The organism is Paenibacillus sp. JQZ6Y-1 (genome assembly GCF_040719145.1).
GTDB classification, from domain to species: domain Bacteria; phylum Bacillota; class Bacilli; order Paenibacillales; family Paenibacillaceae; genus Saccharibacillus; species Saccharibacillus kandeliae.
The window spans coordinates 3,137,407-3,154,119 of record NZ_JBFDUZ010000001.1; the positions used below are offsets into that span (position 1 = coordinate 3,137,407).

The 16,713-nt window shown below is 47.9% G+C and carries 12 protein-coding genes; 3 read left to right on the forward strand and 9 right to left on the reverse strand.

Going from position 1 to position 16,713, the window contains the following annotated elements; translation table 11 throughout:
- Nucleotides 1–162: 162 nt before the first annotated feature.
- Nucleotides 163–1,224: an HD-GYP domain-containing protein gene (locus tag ABXR35_RS13340; protein WP_367060775.1), complete on the reverse strand. Its 1,062-nt coding sequence runs from the start codon at nucleotides 1,222–1,224 to the stop codon at nucleotides 163–165.
- A gap of 410 nt (nucleotides 1,225–1,634) precedes the next feature.
- Nucleotides 1,635–3,098, reverse strand: a complete 1,464-nt coding sequence (locus ABXR35_RS13345; protein WP_367060778.1) for a carboxylesterase/lipase family protein — start codon at nucleotides 3,096–3,098, stop codon at nucleotides 1,635–1,637.
- Between the two features lie 319 nt (nucleotides 3,099–3,417).
- On the opposite strand from ABXR35_RS13345, the gene ABXR35_RS13350 reads away from it, so the two are divergent.
- Together ABXR35_RS13350 and ABXR35_RS13355 are read left to right on the forward strand one after the other, a co-directional pair.
- Nucleotides 3,418–3,978, forward strand: a complete 561-nt coding sequence (locus ABXR35_RS13350) for a GNAT family N-acetyltransferase (protein ID WP_367060781.1) — start codon at nucleotides 3,418–3,420, stop codon at nucleotides 3,976–3,978.
- 114 nt (nucleotides 3,979–4,092) lie between these two features.
- Complete coding sequence (locus tag ABXR35_RS13355) at nucleotides 4,093–5,823, forward strand: glycoside hydrolase family 13 protein (protein WP_367060784.1); 1,731 nt, start codon at nucleotides 4,093–4,095, stop codon at nucleotides 5,821–5,823.
- 191 nt (nucleotides 5,824–6,014) lie between these two features.
- Here ABXR35_RS13355 and ABXR35_RS13360 read toward each other — a convergent pair whose 3' ends face one another.
- The 6 genes from ABXR35_RS13360 to map all read right to left on the reverse strand — a co-directional run bounded on the left by ABXR35_RS13360 (nucleotide 6,015) and on the right by map (nucleotide 15,352).
- Nucleotides 6,015–6,488 (reverse strand): GNAT family N-acetyltransferase, encoded by a 474-nt coding sequence (locus ABXR35_RS13360; RefSeq protein ID WP_367060787.1) that lies wholly within the window; start codon nucleotides 6,486–6,488, stop codon nucleotides 6,015–6,017.
- 193 nt (nucleotides 6,489–6,681) lie between these two features.
- A complete protein-coding gene (gntK, locus tag ABXR35_RS13365) occupies nucleotides 6,682–8,268 on the reverse strand; it encodes a gluconokinase (RefSeq protein WP_367060790.1) in 1,587 nt (528 codons plus the stop codon).
- 40 nt (nucleotides 8,269–8,308) lie between these two features.
- On the reverse strand, nucleotides 8,309–9,685 hold the full coding sequence (locus ABXR35_RS13370; protein ID WP_367060793.1) for a GntP family permease: 1,377 nt from the start codon (nucleotides 9,683–9,685) through the stop codon (nucleotides 8,309–8,311).
- Nucleotides 9,686–10,028: 343 nt separating this feature from the next.
- Complete coding sequence (locus ABXR35_RS13375) at nucleotides 10,029–10,994, reverse strand: Ppx/GppA phosphatase family protein (RefSeq protein ID WP_367060796.1); 966 nt, start codon at nucleotides 10,992–10,994, stop codon at nucleotides 10,029–10,031.
- A 245-nt stretch (nucleotides 10,995–11,239) separates the two neighbouring features.
- Entirely contained in the window at nucleotides 11,240–14,134 is a 2,895-nt protein-coding gene (pulA, locus tag ABXR35_RS13380) for a type I pullulanase (protein ID WP_367060799.1), read from the reverse strand.
- Between the two features lie 471 nt (nucleotides 14,135–14,605).
- Nucleotides 14,606–15,352 carry a type I methionyl aminopeptidase gene (map, locus tag ABXR35_RS13385; RefSeq protein WP_367060802.1) on the reverse strand — a complete coding sequence of 249 codons (747 nt, stop codon included), beginning with the start codon at nucleotides 15,350–15,352 and terminating at the stop codon, nucleotides 14,606–14,608.
- 370 nt (nucleotides 15,353–15,722) lie between these two features.
- On the opposite strand from map, the gene ABXR35_RS13390 reads away from it, so the two are divergent.
- Nucleotides 15,723–15,890 carry a hypothetical protein gene (locus ABXR35_RS13390; RefSeq protein ID WP_367060805.1) on the forward strand — a complete coding sequence of 56 codons (168 nt, stop codon included), beginning with the start codon at nucleotides 15,723–15,725 and terminating at the stop codon, nucleotides 15,888–15,890.
- A gap of 279 nt (nucleotides 15,891–16,169) precedes the next feature.
- Here the strand turns inward: ABXR35_RS13390 and ABXR35_RS13395 are convergent, their stop codons facing one another.
- Complete coding sequence (locus ABXR35_RS13395) at nucleotides 16,170–16,682, reverse strand: GNAT family N-acetyltransferase (RefSeq protein ID WP_367060807.1); 513 nt, start codon at nucleotides 16,680–16,682, stop codon at nucleotides 16,170–16,172.
- Nucleotides 16,683–16,713: the final 31 nt, after the last annotated feature.

Below are 16,713 nucleotides of genomic sequence, written 5' to 3' on the forward strand. Positions count from 1 at the left end.
GTACATATGCCAGAATTGGATTGCTGGTATCCCCATCTTTTCTAGATAGTATGTATATTCGTGATGAGTAGAATCGGTAAGCATCGCCCAATATAGGAATGGCATGTCTTAGTACAATCACTTAACGCAACAGATGACAGACGGCGTCTGTTCAGTCATTTGTTAAATAAATACTTTGCGAATCTTAACCTGACGTTCTTTTGCCAGATCGATAAAGTCTTCGCCTGTTTGTATAAGTGGACGGAACATATCAGTCTGATTGGCGAGAATGATTATACCTTGTTGACCATTATCCAGTTCAACACGCTTGCCAACTAGATTAGGCGACATATGATAGATCAGCGCCTGCACTGGCTTTTCATGCAGCTTGGAGAAGCCCAATTCGTAAATATTTTGCAAAATGCTGACTAGCCCCTGCTTGCTGCCATCCTCGTTCACAGCTGCCATATTGATAAATTCGTCGGCAACCGAGACGATGCGAGTGTACGCGTGAATACCATTTTTGTAGAGTCGCTGAGGATAACCGGTTCCATCGCCACGCTCGTGATGCTGTAGTGCAACGAGTGCGGTTGGCTTGTCCCCTAGCGATTCCATGATCAGATCGTAGCCGTACTGAGTGTGCATCCGATATTCTTTCATTTCCGATGCGTTCATGCTGTCCTTGCCGCCGCGGATAATAGATGGCAAACGGCTTTTGCCAATATCGTGTAAATATCCCGCGCGGCTGATACGATAGCATTCTGCTTCGGTATGACCGAGCCAGCCAGCGATGTAATAGCTGAGCAAGCCGACTTTCAGCGAGTGACTGTAAATATGATCGTCCTCCGCTTCCAGCATAAGCAGCAGCGATACCACATCCTTTTTGCCATCCAGATCGAGCAGTAGCGGTTCCAGCAATTGTCCGGTCAGATCACCACTGAATTTACCGCGTGTTAGAGATTCAAGGAAAATGGACTGATACGTTTGCAGCGACAGCTCTACATTTTTCTTTAGCTGAGCAGGCAATCCGATCAGATCTGGTACAACCAATGCGCTTGGATCGTTCAGCGATGGAGCGGTTGCTCCTGTTTCCACATCAATGTAATCCAGCTGATGGCGTGTCAGCAGTGTAATATCTTCTGCGGTCAGTAATGTGCCTTGCTTGAGCAGCGGTACACCAGAATGGTTAAACGCGTCTGCGCCCAGCCGATCCCCCTGCTTTACATCATCAATATGTATTAACAAAATAATCCCTCCAGCAAATGAGTATGTTCGACAGCAAACCATGCAGAATCAACGGTAAATATGTAACATTACAGCAACTTTTGACATATTTTAAGTATTACTCTTATCGGCAAATAACGGAAGCGTTTTTATAGAACTTACTGCTCAATCCTGTATATGGCGCATTCACGTTTGTGCAGGATGGAGTATAGTAACTGTCTCTTTTGTACTAGAATAACAGTATAGATCCGTTGTTGTATGCTGCTGAGTCGGTATTGTGCAAGCATAGCAAAGCGCAGAACGAGCGTACGAGATACGCTGTCTGCGCTTGGGCATCAGATAAAGTTAGATTCATATACTATGCGTATATATAGACGAAATGTGCCGAGCAAAGCTGGCTATTGTATGATGACATCTATACGTAAAAACGTTTATTCGCCAACTAATTGAACACGTTTGGCTGATTCAGGGTCCTGTACTAGCTCAATGACGCGGTCAAATACTAGCGTATTGCGTTCGCGGCGATTATAATCGGTCCACGGAATCTCCAATGTGGTCGGAATCGCAGTATGAGCAAAGGTCGCCCACGCGCGCTGCATTTGAGCTGCCATATTCAAGGTTTGCTCATCCAGCTGTACACCCATATGCTGAAGCAGCAGCTGATTGTTAAATACAAACGGAATCTCGCTCGCATGTGTGGCAGTATTGAAGAATTGATGCCCTGGCTGATTCCAGTCAAATCGGTACATCCATACATCGCCATGCTCCAATTGCGCTTCGGCATATTGAATCGCGCTACGCCAGAAGAACATGTCGGTCATGATCTGTGCCTGACCTTCCGCAGTCATCGGATATTGTTCAATCAATGGACCAGCATTCAGCCCAGTCATCGTTTCCAATAAACCTGTAATTTGCGGCTTACTCATCACTTGGGAAGAAATATTCATAAACAATGAACCTTCATCCATATTCGTACCGATAATCAGTGGAATGTCTTTGGCGGACCCGTTACGAATCGCTTGTAGCGGCTCCAGTGGCAAGGTCGATTCATGCAGAACTGGCTGGAATGGCATCGACAATGCCCCTGCGCTGCGCCGCAGCTGTTCTGCTGCTTGCAGTAGCTGCTCAGTCGAAGCTTCGTATAGCACAGATAGATCGCCTGAACTGCCGCCTAATCCAGCGATCAGCTGCTCGGTAACGGTACGGGACATTTCCGGTGTCGTAAACTGTGAGGCTCCGCTTTGCAAAATAGCAGCGCGGAACAGCCCTTTGGCTGCTGGCATTGCTAGCAAGGACGCAATGCTCATTGCTCCAGCAGATTCACCAAAAATGGTTACTCGCTCTGGATCGCCACCAAATGCGGCGATATTATCGCGCACCCATTTCAATGCGGCAATCTGATCCTGCAAGCCTAAATTAGCAGATTCCGGTTGTCCATGACCGGACAGATCAAGAAATCCGAATACACCAAGTCGATAGTTGATCGTTACGACGATGACTTCACTATTTAGCGCAAACGACGTTCCATCATAAAATGGCAGACTGCCTGCTCCATTCATAAAAGCACCACCGTGAATCCAAACCATAACGGGTAGTGGCGTTTCTGGAGTCGGACCATCCGCTGCCCAAATATTCAAATATAAACAATCTTCCGATTTCGCCGGACGCATGCCGTTCGGATACGAATTTTCTAGTTCGCTGTCTTGCTGGGGGCTAACAGGACCAAACCGTGTTGCATCGCGTTCTCCGCTCCATGCTTGTGGTGGCTGGGGCGGTTGAAAGCGCAATTTGTCTACCGGTGGTTCAGCATACGGGATGCCGCGCCAGATGACGGTTCCATTTTCGCGGACGCCTTGGACGTCTCCATATTGTGTACGAATGAGTGTATTTTCCATGACTGTTCTCCATCCTTCCGGTTCATCGTGCTTGAGCCTATATTATCATTTAAACATATGACGATGCCGCGCCACAATGTTCGCTCCATGAAGACCCTGCTCTTTTTAAACGATCACAGTTGATGTGATATACTGGCAGTGCAAGCAGCAAGTGATCTATTGCGCGAAAAAGAGATCATCGATTATTTCCAAGTGAATCATTGGTATCGATGCTCCTTTTCGCATTCCTGTATCTCATGGTTCTATGTATATATACCCAATATACGGGTGAGATTCGTAATACCGCTATGCTGCCAATCATCGTGACGGAGGAGATAGGATGTATTTGAGACAGGCACAGCCCAGTGATGTAGACGCAGTGATTCCGCTGCTGCATTCGGCGATCGGTGATATTGGGAATATGCTGGCAGGAACAAATGACACAGCACAAATGCTGAAGACGCTAGGGCAATGGTTTACTCAATCTGGCAATCGACTCAGCTATGAACAAGTGTATGTACTAGAGCGGGATGGCGAAATCGCAGGTTTCTTTCTAGCATATCATGGCAATGACATCGCTGTGCTGGATGCACCGATCATTGCGCAATTACGCGCTCAAGGATTGTCCGGTGATGAGGTCGTTCCCGAAGCGCGACCGGATGAATATTACTTGGATTCCATTGCCGTCAGTCCTCATTATCAGGGACAGGGTATCGGAACATTGCTTATTAACGAATTTGAACAGATTGCTCGGCAGCTTCATCATACTAAGCTGCTGCTCATTGTCGATCTAGATAATGTGCGAGCAAAGGCATTGTACGAACGATTGGGCTATACAGAAGACGGGCAAATTCTCGTTCATGGTCATCCGTATTATCGCATGGTCAAAATGATACAATGATCAAACAACCGGGTGCCGCGTGGCGTCCGGTTGTTTTGTTTAGCCTCGTACTCGCAGGTTTAACGGATATTAGACTTCATTTCCAAATTCAACCTGTGATAAGGGGGGACATTCATGGCATTTCGACACTGGCGGGAATCCGTCATGTATCAACTGTACCCACAAAGCTTTAAGGATAGCAATGGCGATGGCTGGGGAGATTTGCAAGGGATATTGGACAAGGTGGATTATCTAACAGAGCTAGGTATCGACTTGATCTGGCTCGGTCCAATCTATGATTCACCGATGGTAGATAACGGATATGACATTCGGGATTACCAGCGCATTCATCCTCGCTATGGAACAATGGATGATTTTCAACAATTGCTAAAGCGATTACATGAGCAGGAGATTCGGTTGATTATGGATCTGGTGATTAATCATACATCCGATGAGCACCCTTGGTTCCAACAATCGCGCAGCAGCAAGGATAATCCTTACCGGGAGTATTACATATGGCGACCGCCCGGCGATGATGGTGGCGAACCGAATAATTGGCGCTCCTTTCTAGACGAATCGGCATGGACGTATGATGAGCAGACAGGTGAATATTATTTGCATCTGTTTGATCGTAAGCAGCCGGACTTGAACTGGGAGCATCCACAATTGCGAGAGGAATTGTACGAGATGATTCGATGGTGGTTGGATCAGGGCATTGATGGCTTCCGGCTAGACGCGATCAATATGATCTCCAAGCATCCTGATCTGCCAGATGCGCCGGAAGATGCTCCTCATCCACTCGGTCAGCAATTTTATAAAAATGGTCCGCGCATTCATGAGTTTCTACATGAGCTACATGAGCAGACCTTTGCCCGTTATGATCATATTGTGACCCTAGGCGAGGCACCTTCTGTCACGATGGAGGAAGTGCTGAATTATACAGCACCAGCGCGCGGAGAAATGGACATGGTGCTGGCAATGGATATGATGCGTATTGGTAAAGACGCTAAGGACCCATGGCAAAATCGTGACTGGTCGATTACCGAATTGAAGGAATCAGTGCTGAAATGGCATGATGGTGTACATGGACGCGGTGGCTATGCGGTGTATTTGAGCACCCATGATCATCCGCGCATATTGCCGGATGTGATCGGTGCAGGTGAGCATTACGATCAAGCTGCCAAGCTAGTGGGAACCTTTTTACACACGATTCCGGGAATACCGCTCATCTATCAGGGTGAGGAATTGGGGTTGCCGAATACGTTGTATCCTCATATCGATGATTATCGCGATGCAGGTACGATTGGTTATTACGAGCGCGCGGTGGCAGACGGTGAATCAGAACAGCAGGTGCTAGACAAGATTCATAAACGCAGCCGAGATGGCTCGCGTGCACCGATGCCTTGGAATTGCACCCTACCGCAAGCAGGTTTCAGCGAAGCCGAGCCGTGGATTCCAGTTACGCCAGAAGAACAGCTCAAAGGACGATGCGCAGATGATCAGCTTGTGCATCCCGATTCAGTGCTGCATTATTACCGCCAGCTGATTCGACTACGCCGGATGAATCCGATTGTAATCTACGGCTCGTTGACCATGCTGCTACCGGAGCATGAGCAGATTATGGCATATGTACGGGAATGGGAAGAAGAACGCTGGCTGGTGGTCTTGAATTTTGCCGATGAGGATGTATCCGTAGATTGGAGCCAGACACCGATTGCAGGTACAGAGCGAATGATCAAGCTGCACGGCAATTATCCTAAGTTCTCCAGACCAGTGGATCGCGAGGATGAGCATGATCTGTCAGAGCTGGAAGTGTTGCGTCCGTATGAAGCATTGATCTATCGAATGCCATCAACAACGCTGTAATCGGTACTAATAGATAGGTTGTACGTTGACCTGCGATACATGGGTATGATTATGATACCAATGGGATATCGTACAAAATGGTACTATTAAATAAAGGCTTGCTCACCGATCAATCCATCGGATGAAGCAAGCCTTTGTTTGCGAATGGAGCGAGCGCTCGCCCGAATGGGACACAAGCACGAAGGAACCATTTATAGAATCTTTGCCATTGTATAATCCGTGATGACGTAGCCCGATTTCTGATATACATGCACGGCGCGATCATTATGCCCAAATACATGCAAACCGATACGCTGTACCTGCTGCTCACGCATCTCGTGTTCCAATGCCTGCATCGTTTGCTGACCATAGCCTTGATTCTGGAATGCTTCATAAAGAAGAATATCGTAAATAAACGCCAGCTTCCCTGCGGGTGCATCATCTACATGTATCCACAGATGACCGATGGGTTCCTGCTCTTCATCTTGACGATAGATATGATAAATATGTGCGCCCTTCGTATTCAATCCTTCCGGCAGATAGCGTTGAAACGACTCCTCTGCCAACTCTGGTGCATCTTCTTTACTCCAATCACCGGATTGAATTTTCTCAGCGGCGTATTCGCGCATCGACAATTCGCGAAATGCGATAAATTGCTCTGGATTCATCGGTAGTAACTGAATCATAAAATGACAACTCCTCTGGATGTATGTACAATCACCTTATTGTAAACTTTCTACTAACAATCGTCTAATATCCCCATTACCTATCTTTCATACAACATGCAAAAACCGGCATAATCCGCAAAGGAACGCCGGTTTTGCATCTTGCAGAGCAAGCATGAACATAGTACACCATGCCTGCTTGAATACGATGCACTTACAGATCGTGGTCGTGCGACTCTGGCTCTGGTGAGATACGCTTTTCTAGCATACGCTGCTGGAATTCACTAATATCCTCGTAATCCTCAGCGAATTTACGGGAAATACGGATGTAGATCGGCAGCAATTCGCGGTAAATCGCAGCATGATCCTTATACGGACGATGCTCGTATGTGGTACCGATCATGCTGGATACAGCATCTAGCGAATCAATGCGTTTCAGTGCGTACAGACCGAGTACAGCTGCACCTAGACAAGAGCTTTCGATACTTTCTGGCACGATAACTGGCTGATCAAAAATGTCCGCCATCATTTGCCGCCATAGCTCAGAACGAGCAAAACCACCAGTGGCGTGAATTTTCTGCGGTACACCGATTTGCTCCTCAATCGCTAGCATGACCGTATACAAATTGAACAGCACGCCTTCCAGCGCGGCACGGATCATATGCTCTTTTTTGTGGTGCAGTGCCAGCCCGAAGAACGAACCGCGCGCATCCGGGTTCCACAGCGGCGCACGTTCACCAGACAGATACGGATGGAACAGCAAGCCGTCAGCACCGGGGTCTACCTTTTCAGCAATACGAGTTAGCACTTCATATGCACTTAGACCAAGACGTTTGGCTGTCTCCACCTCGGAAGCAGCAAATTCGTCCTTGATCCAGCGGAAAATAATACCGCCGTTGTTAACTGGACCACCAATGACCCATTTATCCTCAGTCAGCGCATAACAGAAAAAGCGTCCCTTCGGATCGGTTACTGGCTTCTCGGTTACTGTACGGATCGCGCCGCTTGTACCGATCGTTACCGCTACTACGCCCGGATCAATCGCACCTACACCCAGATTGGACAATACGCCGTCACTGGCACCGAGTACAAACGGTACTGATGTGCTCAAGCCCATTTCATTCGCATACGTTTCATGCAGCCCATTCATAATCTGTGTTGTCGGCACAAGCTTGGACAGATGATCGCGGGTAATCCCTGCAACGGATAGCGCTTCGTCGTCCCAATCCAGCTTTTCCAGATTGAGCAATCCAGTTGCCGAAGCCATCGAATGGTCAGCGACATATTCACCAAACAGCTTCAAAAATACATATTCCTTCATCGAAATATATTTATATGCGGCATCTGCCACGTCTTTTTTCTCATGGGTAATCCACATAATCTTGGTCAGCGGAGACATAGGGTGAATCGGCGTACCGGTTCGCATATAGATCTCGTGACCCTTTTTATCGTCCTTCAGCTGACGCCAGTACTTGGCACTGCGGTTGTCCGCCCATGTAATACACTGGGTCAACGGCTTGCCTTCCTTATCAACAACAAGCAAGCTGTGCATCGCCGCACTAAACGATACGCATAGGATGTCATCCGTGGACTTGCCGCTCTTGTCCATCACCTGACGTACAGAATCAATCACCGCACGAAACAGCTGATCTGGGTCCTGCTCTGCTACTGCCGGTACTGGGGTATGCAGCGGATATTCTACACTACCTTGGGAAACGATTTTCCCGCTTTCTTCAAACAATACTGCCTTTGTGCTGGTTGTGCCCATATCAACGCCGATCATGAATTTTCCGGTACTCATCGTGTCAACCTACCTTCGCTCATAATATCAGTCCTATCTATCATCCCACAATTACACTTAAAAGCAAAATGATCGCAAACGCAAACAACGACAAAATCGTCTCCATCACAGTCCACGATTTAAGCGTCTGCGGTACGGACATATTGAAAAACTCTTTCACCATCCAGAAGCCTGCATCATTCACATGTGACAGAATCAACGAGCCTGCACCTGTTGCCAGTACGACCAGTTCTACATTTGCACCCGGCGTCAGTGCTAGTACAGGCGCTACAATCCCTGCTGCTGTGGTCATCGCCACTGTTGCCGAGCCAGTCGCAACTCGAATCAATGCCGAGACGAGAAAGGCAAACACGATCACATTCACATGTGCCGATGTCGCTACATTGGCAATTGCATCGCCTACACCACTATCGATGAGAACCTGCTTGAACGCTCCACCGCCACCGATAATCAGAATAATCGAAGCCGTTGGTGCCAGACATTCACTGGCGAATTTGGATATTTGTTCTTTGTTAAAGCCCTGTGCAAACCCCAACGAGAAAAAGGCAAACACGGTCGCGATAAACATCGCTACCACCTCATTGCCGACAAAACGGAAAAACATCGCAATACCGCTCGTACTGTTCGGTGCAGCAATCTCCACAATCGAGCCAGATAGCATCAGAATGACCGGCATTAGAATCGTCAAAAGCGTTAGCCCAAATCCCGGTAGCTTGCGATCTGGTTGATCCAGAGGACTAGACGAGAACTGCTTGGATAAGCCTTCTGGTGGCTGGACAACAATTCGGTTGCCGATATATGTACCAAACAACGGTCCGGCAACGATTGCGGTTGGAATGCCGACAATTAGCGCATACACAATCGTCGTGCCAATATTGGCGCTAAACGCATTAATTGCAATCATCGGTGCTGGATGCGGCGGCAGCAAACCATGTACGGTTGATAGCCCTGCCAGCATCGGAATCCCGACTTTTAACAGTGAAATGTTCGTCTTGCGGATTACGGTAAACAAAATGGGAATCAGCAAAATAATGCCCACCTCAAAAAAGACAGGCATACCGACGATCAGCCCGACCAGCAGCATCGCCCATGGGACACGCTTTTCGCCAAAACGGTCGATCAGTGTGGTCGCAATCTGCTCCGCACCACCAGATTCTGCCATCATTTTACCAAGCATCGTACCTAGCCCGATCACGATGGCAATCGAACCGAGTGTACCACCCAATCCACTTTGCACCGAATCCACCACATCAAGCGGCTTCATGCCGATGACCAATCCCAAAAATAAAGATGCAAACAGCAGCACAACAAATGGATTCCATTTATATTTTGCAATCATCACGATCAAGATCGCAATTGCTACCAGCGCCCAGATCAGTAGGGTCACCTGATGACTTAGTCCAAAAATCGAATACATTGCAGATATTCCTCCTGTTCCGGTTTAAAAGTATGAATATGGGAGTATGCACAATGAAATCACATGCCTGTTTCAACATAGAGCATGTCATAAACGTCATAACAACCTTTTGCTTATTACCCGAATTATAAGCAAATGTAAACGAAGGTACTGCATGTATTGACGGATTTGTGCATGGTATCGTTTACATTTTCACTTACTACTACCACATCATAAACATGGCGCACACTGTCGATGGATACATCCACCATAAAAAAAGCCCACACGTTACAGGATGAAGCTGTAACATGTGGGCTTTGGTTTTATATTGTATTCTCTATCCTACATTGATGTTTACCTATGCCTAGCGACCTTTGAGCGGGCGCTCCGTTTGCTGCGTCATACTGAGCGTATGATGTGCCAGACCGTCACTTAATCCGCGCCAGCTTGCCAGCAACACCGAGCACTGCATATGGTCAAACACCGTTCGCAAAATCATAGTCCCAGCAACGATAATATCTGCACGGTCGGCAGCCAGATCAAACGTCTGAATGCGCTCCTCCACACTCAGTCCAGCCAGCGCATCCGCATAATAGCGAATCGTATCCGCTTCAATCGTATACGGATCGCCCGCAGGCTTGAGCTGTTGCTGACGTTCACGCTCCATTCGTGCCAGTGCTCGAATGCCGCCGCCTAATCCGATCAGCGGCAGATGACGATGCTGGGCAGTCCATGGATATGGCTCTAGCAGCCCTGCAATCTTATGCTGCAATTGCTCCTGAGATTGCGCAGACCAGCGGTCACGACCGCCATTTTGGATGGTCATATTGACCGCTCCGCAAGGCAGCGATGTACTGTGCAGTAATGTCTCGCCTTTAAAATAAGAAATCTCCGTGCTACCACCGCCAATATCGACGATAAAGCCTTCTTGTACATGCGATGGCAACGAACGGGTCACGCCGAGGAACCCGTAATACGCTTCCTCTTCACCAGTTAAAATCTGCACGTTGATACCAGTTTCACGTTCCCAAATCGAACGAATTTGTTCCGTATTGGGTGATTGGCGTACAGCAGCTGTAGCTACTGCACGAATCTGATCTGTCCGATTCGCAGCGCAAATGTCCTTGAACCGATTCAACACAGGAATGACCGTCCAGATGTCATCCTCACTCATATTCCCGTGTTCATCTCGACTTACACCGAGACGTACCGTTTCCTTGGCTTTATGCACCATCCGGCAGACTCGATCATGACCTGCTTCATAAATGATGAGACGGATGGAGTTGGAGCCGATATCTATGATTCCGAGCCGGTTACGATGATCGCTCATTGTATCCTCGCCATGCACGCATCCTTGATTTCAAACATCGCCATTAACGAGTTCCTCCTTACATCGCGTTTATCGTACCAAACGCTTGATTGTTATGATTTTATCAGGAACAGACGGCGATTTCCACATGTAATCCATTTTTCACAATCGTTTATGGAAAAGTTTGGTTTTTCGTATGAGCATGCCGACAATAATGGCAAACAGCGGTGCTTCCATCATCCGCACCGCTGTCTAACGTTCTGCTATTAACCAGTCGACTCCACTTCAAATTGCGGATCGCCGCTTTTGATAACTACTTTCATGGAATCCTGTTTTGTATCAACAAAAATGTACCGATCGGTATCAATATCCTTGGCTTGCCAATCCTTCAGCCGGATAATAAAGCCGATATTCGTCTCATCCGGTGCAACTGGAATGCGAGCAATTGCCCGACCATTCTCCACCCGATCAAAATCGACCTGACGGTGACCCAGCACGGAACCCCATACCCACAAGTTCCAACCGCGATAATCCTGATTCGGACGCTCGTATTCTACCTCAATACTACGCGGCACAAACGGTGCTACTTCGATAAACCACTGTGCTGTTGCGCGACCGCAGGTAACGGTAATTTTGGCTTTGCCCGGGTGAATACCGCGCACAACGCCATCCTTGTTTACCCGCACAATGCTTTTATCGCTAGAATTCCACGTTATTCTGGGACGAGCAATTGGACGACCATATTGATCCAGCACATCTGCTTTAAGACGGGTACGTTTACCTGCATACACCTGATGCTCCCCTTGCAAATGAACCATATGCGGCACCAGCGTCTCCACATGCAGCAGCAAACAGCTCTCTACATCGCCGCAGGATACACAGATCGTACTATTGCCTTCGCGCAGTGCGCTCATCCGTCCATCCGCTCGAACCTGAACCACCTGATCGTTGGACGATTGGAAACGTACACGCTCTGCCGTATAGACACGTCCGCGCTGATCGCGCGTAATGACGCGCAGTTGCAGCTTTTCGCCCGGCTCCATAATGCTTGGTGTGTAATCAAATTCCAAACTTGCCGGAATCGGCTTATATTGATCCTGCTCATCGAATAGCACCATCATCGACAGAGGCGCAACCATCACTTCACTGCCCAGTATCGAAGCAAGCGGCTTCATTCCTGCCGCGCGTTCATTGACAACGACTTGCCATTGACGACTGAACTGCGGCAATGCTACCTTTTGCTCTGTTGTCGCCGCATTGTAAATGACGATGATATGTCGCCATTTATCGCCATTGGCATATTCGCCCAATTGGAACATTACGATTTGGTTGTCACGGCGCAGGGCTTTGAGATGCTGCTCCACATCTTTGCGCTCATTCATACGGAACGCAGGATGATGCAGACGCAATTGGATCAGTCCACGATAATATTCGAAGACATCGTGAAATCGATGCTTATTTTCCCAGCGGATCATATTGATCTCATCTGGGCTACGATAGCTGTTATGATCACCGAATTTGGAACGCAGCAGCTCATCACCCGCATGGATAAACGGAATGCCCTGACTGGTCAGCACAATCCCGTTAGCAAGCAGCGAGCGACGTACCCAGTCATGCTCCAGCACATGCTGCAAATTGACAGTATCATAAGGCTTCGCGTGCGCTACCGCTTCATGTACAGACGTACCGTCAGCGACTTCTCCATCGGTCATATGCAGAAACGACAATTGTTGCTCTGCTCCACTCACACGTACGATTTTGTCCCACAGATTAAGATTGTCATGCGCGGTAACATAGTTAATGCTCTCGCCCGGACGATCAGTAAAATCGCCGATGGAGCCATACACTCCCTGTACAATCTCACCTTCCTTGCCAAATTCACCAGTAACAAAGCCTTTGGAATCGTCATCACTGCCGCCCTTGATGGCACTGCGGAAATTATCATTGAACAACGCAAAGCCTTTGCTACGCTGTGCGCCTTTTAGTGTTTGCTGCGGCAACGGCGACCAACCGCCTGTCCACGGCTCACCATAAATTAGAATATATGGATCCACATCGCGACGCAGTTCATGGGTGAACTGGATTACCGTTTCCGTATCGATCAGACCCATCAGGTCGAAACGGAAGCCATCCAGATGATACTCATTCGCCCAATAACGCAGCGAATCTTTAATATATTTGCGCACCATAGGGCGCTCGGTGGCAATTTCATTGCCTACACCAGAGCCGTTGGTCAGTTGCCCACGCTCATCCGTCCGGTAAAAATAACCCGGAACAAGACGCTCAAACGGTCCATCATTGACTGAAAAGGTATGATTGTATACGACATCCATAACGACGCGCATACCTTCACCGTGCAGCGCCTGTACCATCTTTTTGAACTCACGGATACGGGATGACGGATCGGACGGATCGGTCGCATAGGAGCCTTCCGGTACATTGTAATGCTGCGGATCATAACCCCAGTTGTATTTTACCTGATCGCTATTGGGATCATCGACCGTTAATTCATTTACCGTTTGAAAATCGGCAAGCGGCAGCAGATGCACATGCGTCACGCCTAGATCGCGCAAATGGTCGATCCCGACACTATTCCCGTATTCATCGGTCAGACCCGTTTCCGTAAATGATAGAAACTTGCCTTTGTACTGCATCGGTGCCTTGGGATCACTGGAAAAGTCACGCAGATGCAGCTCATAAATAACCGCATCCGTCACGCTCGCCATCGGCGGACGAATATCGTTATCCCAGCCCTCTGGATCAGTGGAACGCAGATCAATAATAGCAGTGCGGCGACCGTTAGCGGATACAGCGCGCGCATACGGATCTACACTGTACTCCACCGTGCCATCGTGAAATTCAGCGCGGTACATATAATATTGTCCCACCAGATCGCGGTGAATGTGGGCTTCCCACACGCCGCCCTCTTCTGACTGCATGGAGATAATATGACCACCCTCGTGATCATGCACAAGACCTTCCTCATCATATTCGCCAGGCTGATCATACAGCACTACATCGACGCGTACCGCATCAGGCGTCCATACCTTGAAGATACTAACTGCCGGTGTGTACTGTAATCCCAGATCATCTATATCGTAAAAATAGTCTGTCGCAATATCCAGACTGCGTGTCAGAGAATGATTCATTTTATCGAGCATAATCTTCACCACCATTTCCATAAACGATCATTGCAGTATGCCTATGTTCCTTATCCCTGAGTTGCTTGGGATTTGCCTTTCAAAGGGTAGGGACGGAGCAGCAACGACAGTTTTACTTTTCCTTTATATTACAAATCATGTGGTATGTGAACATATATCTTATGTTAACCACTACGTACTTCAATTATCGGAATATTTGTCGGATCTTTGTAGGTTCTGTCACTTGCGCATTCGCGCAAATCTAGAAGAAGGGCGGTGTATTCATGAAGTGGATGAAACGGATGAAGGTATCGCCCGATTGTGCAATCGTTGGCACAAATGACTGTATCTGCTGCAACAGTAATGGTAATCCCTTTATTTATTTTACTATTATTACCTCAAAGTTCGCCATTTGAATAAACCTGACCGACTAAATAAAAAAGCAGCCGCGAATCGCTCAGACGGCTGCTTCACACATACAGTTGTTCAATCTTATTGAGCGGTCAAAACAAGGGGACCGTCTGCCGTAATGGCGATCGTATGCTCATACTGTGCCGACCATTTGCCATCAGCGGTGCGGGCGGTCCATCCATCTTCATCAATCGTCATGCGATACGTGCCTTCATTGATCATCGGCTCAATCGTGAAGACCATGCCTTCTTTTAATCGCTGCCCTTTGCCCGGCAAACCAATATGAGCAAAGCTTGGGTCCTCATGCAGCTTGCGTCCGATGCCATGACCAAGCAAATCGCGCACAACACCATAACCATGACTCTCTGCATGCTGCTGAATCACAGATGTCACATCGCCGAGACGATTGCCGACGACCGCCTGTGCAATACCAAGTTCCAGACATTCCTTCGTCACCTTCATCAGCTGCTCCGCTGCTGGAGATACCTGACCCACAGCATAGCACCAAGCAGAATCGCCTAGCCAGCCGTCGTATTCAGCCACGATGTCGATTTTGACTACATCGCCCTCCTCCAGCCGCCGCCGATCTGGGAACCCGTGCGCGATCACATCATTGACTGAAGCGCAGGTTTCGTATTGAAATCCGTTATATCCGTTCGTAAACTGCTTGCCGCCTAGCTTGGTAATATGCTTTTTGACAAATTCGTTGATCTCCAGCGTAGTAATGCCGGGAGAGATCATTTTGGCGATATGCCGATGACAATCTGCGACAATTTGGCTGGCGGTTTTCATCGCTTCAATTTCTGCTGGTGTTTTCAAAATAATCATCAGTAAAAACTTCCTTTCTTGACGTATGTAAGACAGCATCTGAACGTGTTAGCCGCTGTACCAAAGCAAGCGGATTCAGATAATGATTGTATAAAAGATTGGAACAAGTTCAAGCCGCTCTGTGCTTGCTGTATATATTATAGTAAACCTTGTAGGGACATTCGGCAACTTTAACATGCTTTAAAAGGGCTACTATCAAACGAAATAACGGGCAGCCCATAGCGAATGGTTACGATTCTTTATATGTAAAAAATGACCCATAAGAAGAGAGTGTTACTACGTAGTGAGTAGCTTTGATGAAACGACATTCTTATTCCTGCGTATCATCTTCATGCTCATATGCAAATCGATACAAAAGGAGAGAATACGTATGCGTTTGTTCACCAACATTGGAAAATGGTTGTTATTTACCCCGCTCATCCTCATTGCCGGAATGCTACAGCTGGAAGATCTGGTGCTGTTGTTCAAAGATCAAAGACGCGATCAGCAGCAGCGGAATGAAACGATGTACAATCGCATCGAGGGTATTCGCAGTTGATTCGCTCAATCGTGCATCTTTCGTATGATGTTGCACGCGTTTGTGTTTTCTGATTCGCCTGAACGAACATGATGAACTACATAAAAAGCCTGCCCCTTCAGCGATACCGATGCGCCAATTGGCGTTGACTGCATCGCTGTAAGGGACAGGCTTTTTGTTCATTTATCTGTTGGATGAACGTTTCGATTCATCCGCATGCTAAACATATCGCTCGCTTGTACTCATAGTTGCCATCCTACATTCACTTGGCACGCTCTGTACTTCATTGCAAGCTACTGTCTATTCGCTAAGACGTTTGCCCAGAATCGCCAGATGGCGGTCTTCTCCATCCAAAACAGCAACCCGTGGCAAATGCCCCCAATCCTCAAATCCGAATTTACGCAGCAGCTTCAGACTTGGATCGTTATGGGCAAATACGAAGCCGAGCAATGTATGAATATGCAGGGCGGGCGCCTGCTCAATGGCATAACTGACCAGCTTACTGCCAATACCCTTGCCTTTAAAATCCTCATGCACATAAACACTCAGCTCTACTGTACCGTTGTAAGCGGGGCGACCGTAAAACGTCTGCAAGCTTGCCCACCCAGCGATCTGTCCATCCTGCCATAATACCCATAGCGGTCGACGTTCCGGCTCATGCTCATCAAACCACGCCTGACGGCTCTCGACCGTAATTTCTTCGGTATCGGCAGTAGCCAGACGCCCCGGAATAGATGAATTATAAATATGCACAATGTCTGCCAGATCTTCCTGACGTGCAATCTTGATCTCATATGCTACCGTTTCGCTCATCTCATTGCCTCCAAATACAAGAAAATTCGTT

What these genes read in the sequence shown, in the direction of transcription:
- ABXR35_RS13345 (WP_367060778.1), bottom strand. Translation starts at nt 3,098, where the DNA reads ATGGAAAATACACTCATTCGTACACAATATGGAGACGTCCAAGGCGTC.
- ABXR35_RS13350 (WP_367060781.1), top strand. Translation starts at nt 3,418, where the DNA reads ATGTATTTGAGACAGGCACAGCCCAGTGATGTAGACGCAGTGATTCCG.
- ABXR35_RS13355 (WP_367060784.1), top strand. Translation starts at nt 4,093, where the DNA reads ATGGCATTTCGACACTGGCGGGAATCCGTCATGTATCAACTGTACCCA.
- ABXR35_RS13360 (WP_367060787.1), bottom strand. Translation starts at nt 6,488, where the DNA reads ATGATTCAGTTACTACCGATGAATCCAGAGCAATTTATCGCATTTCGC.
- gntK (WP_367060790.1), bottom strand. Translation starts at nt 8,268, where the DNA reads ATGAGTACCGGAAAATTCATGATCGGCGTTGATATGGGCACAACCAGC.
- ABXR35_RS13370 (WP_367060793.1), bottom strand. Translation starts at nt 9,685, where the DNA reads ATGTATTCGATTTTTGGACTAAGTCATCAGGTGACCCTACTGATCTGG.
- ABXR35_RS13375 (WP_367060796.1), bottom strand. Translation starts at nt 10,994, where the DNA reads ATGAGCGATCATCGTAACCGGCTCGGAATCATAGATATCGGCTCCAAC.
- pulA (WP_367060799.1), bottom strand. Translation starts at nt 14,134, where the DNA reads ATGCTCGATAAAATGAATCATTCTCTGACACGCAGTCTGGATATTGCG.
- map (WP_367060802.1), bottom strand. Translation starts at nt 15,352, where the DNA reads ATGATTATTTTGAAAACACCAGCAGAAATTGAAGCGATGAAAACCGCC.
- ABXR35_RS13390 (WP_367060805.1), top strand. Translation starts at nt 15,723, where the DNA reads ATGCGTTTGTTCACCAACATTGGAAAATGGTTGTTATTTACCCCGCTC.
- ABXR35_RS13395 (WP_367060807.1), bottom strand. Translation starts at nt 16,682, where the DNA reads ATGAGCGAAACGGTAGCATATGAGATCAAGATTGCACGTCAGGAAGAT.